We start from the raw sequence: 1,925 nt of genomic DNA on the forward strand, positions 1-1,925 counted from the left end.
CCGAGATTCACTACCACGCCGGGGACAAGGTGGTGGTGGAAGCGGGGATGGAATTTACGGCGAAAGCGGGGGGCAGTTTTATCAAGGTAGATGCGGGCGGGGTGACGATCAGTGGGGCGCAGGTGAAGGTGAATTCGGGGGGTGGGCCGGGGGTGGGAACGGGCATTCAGATACTGGCGCCGCTTGTACCGGGGTTGGCAGCCGCCGACCGGGCCGGGCAGCTCATGCCCGGGGCGCCAACAGCCATGCTTCAAGCGCCCCGCGGCATTTGCGTCGCGTGTTTGAAAAAAGCCATGCGTGAAAAATGGGCGCTGCAAACCGGGAGCCGCCAATGAATCGCGCCCAGTGCACCCAGGCCTGGAACGCGGCCCGGGACATGGGGCAGTTCTGTTTTGCAATCGTCGAAGTCGGCCTGCTGACTGAACGCCTGCGGTTGCAGTTCCTGCAATCGGAACTCACCCGTCGCCCGCTGATGGTACAACCCGAGTTCGCCGAGTTGCGCCACGAAGGGCCCTGGCTGGTCGACGTGAGTCACCTGACCTTTGACGCATTTGTGGCCCATGCCTTTTTTACCGGCTGCGACGCCTCGACCGCGTGGATACGCACGCAATGCCGACTCGACACCTTCACCCGCCACTTGAGTGAGGCCTTGCTGGCCAAAAATGACGCCGGTGACGTACTGCTGATTCGCAGCTACGCACCCGAGGTCATCACCCTGCTGGAACCGCGCCGCGATCTGCCGTGGCACCCCTGGCTGTTGGGCCCCGTGCTGGAATGGTGGATACCCACCTCCCCAACAGATTGGCACTGCTTGAAAGGCGCCGGGCTCAAGCAACCCACCCCCTACCAACCCATCACCCTGGACGCGGCGCTGTGGAAGACACTGGAGGTGGATCCGCTGCCATACAGCCTCACGACAGAGTTGGAAAAAACCTCGCCGCAGGTCTTTACCAGCCACTGCCACAGCGAGCGCCTGACACAGGTGAAACAGGCCCTGGCCGCGGGACGCGAACAGGGCTTCAACGACCTGGAAGACGTGTGCTTGTTTGCCACCCTTGTATTGATGGACGGCAACTTTCCAGGCAACTGGGCGCCGTGGGTGCAGGCCAAGAAGTTGGTACGTGAACAGGGGTTGCCGTTGGGTATGGCGATGAGGCGGGTGTCGGAATGAACGGAGTATTTTTATTGTGCTTAAACACCCGCAGGCAGGAGCTTATTAGATGGGGTTGATATTGGATACTTTTCTGCAGCGTCGGTGGAAACTTCGAAGCCTTATAATAATTGCGCTCATTCTAGTGCTGCCGCGCATCGCCATTTATGCCTATAACACACTGCGTGCACCCGGCGTCGCAATCATGTCCTACAACTACGGTGACAGACCCATAGGTAGTTTCTGGGTCAATGACTTCTGGGGAGGAAACATTGCCGTAATGGGCGGTGGCGGGATCATGTGCTGCCGTAGCATAAGCGGCGATAAAGCACATGTAGCTTGGGTGCTTAGCATGTCAAAAACTCAAGAAAAACAGGGCGCACGGTTTGAGGAGCATGAACTCGAAATGCCCATGCCCAAACGCAAACCCAACGATGACACGCTGCATGTCTATTTTTTTCCAGGTAATAAAATCGAGCTGGTCTGGGGAGCGACGGTATTAAACCCCCTGGAGCAAAACAATCAACTTGCGCCCTATCTTGAAAAATATAAAAAAGGTGCCGATCAATGAGCAGGTCTTTGAATTTAGACGAGGCCCTGGCGACCTGCGCCAAAGCGAAAGCAGAGGGTAATTCAAAAAAAATCGCGTCAATGCCTTGTGGAGTCTGTCTCCATATCGGATGTTTTTTTGATGGTTTTGGACGAAATCTGAAAGATGATTGATCGTGTCCCTGGAAGTGGTGTAACTGAACCAACCGAAGGCGCCCTGTAGGCG

At 56.8% G+C, this 1,925-nt stretch carries 2 protein-coding genes and 1 pseudogene; all 3 read left to right on the forward strand.

Features of this window, described 5'->3' with window-relative positions; translation table 11 throughout:
- Positions 1 to 335 (forward strand): annotated as a pseudogene (locus ACW9H9_RS28490) (type VI secretion system tip protein VgrG); the annotation flags it as partial.
- Complete coding sequence (locus tag ACW9H9_RS28495; RefSeq protein ID WP_457346689.1) at positions 332 to 1,171, forward strand: DUF4123 domain-containing protein; 840 nt, start codon at positions 332 to 334, stop codon at positions 1,169 to 1,171. The pseudogene ACW9H9_RS28490 and the gene ACW9H9_RS28495, both read left to right, overlap by 4 nt.
- Before the next feature lie 49 nt (positions 1,172 to 1,220).
- Complete coding sequence (locus ACW9H9_RS28500; RefSeq protein WP_457346688.1) at positions 1,221 to 1,721, forward strand: DUF3304 domain-containing protein; 501 nt, start codon at positions 1,221 to 1,223, stop codon at positions 1,719 to 1,721.
- The last annotated feature ends 204 nt before the right edge of the window (positions 1,722 to 1,925 follow it).

This window comes from Pseudomonas sp. SDO5215_S409, assembly GCF_054071325.1.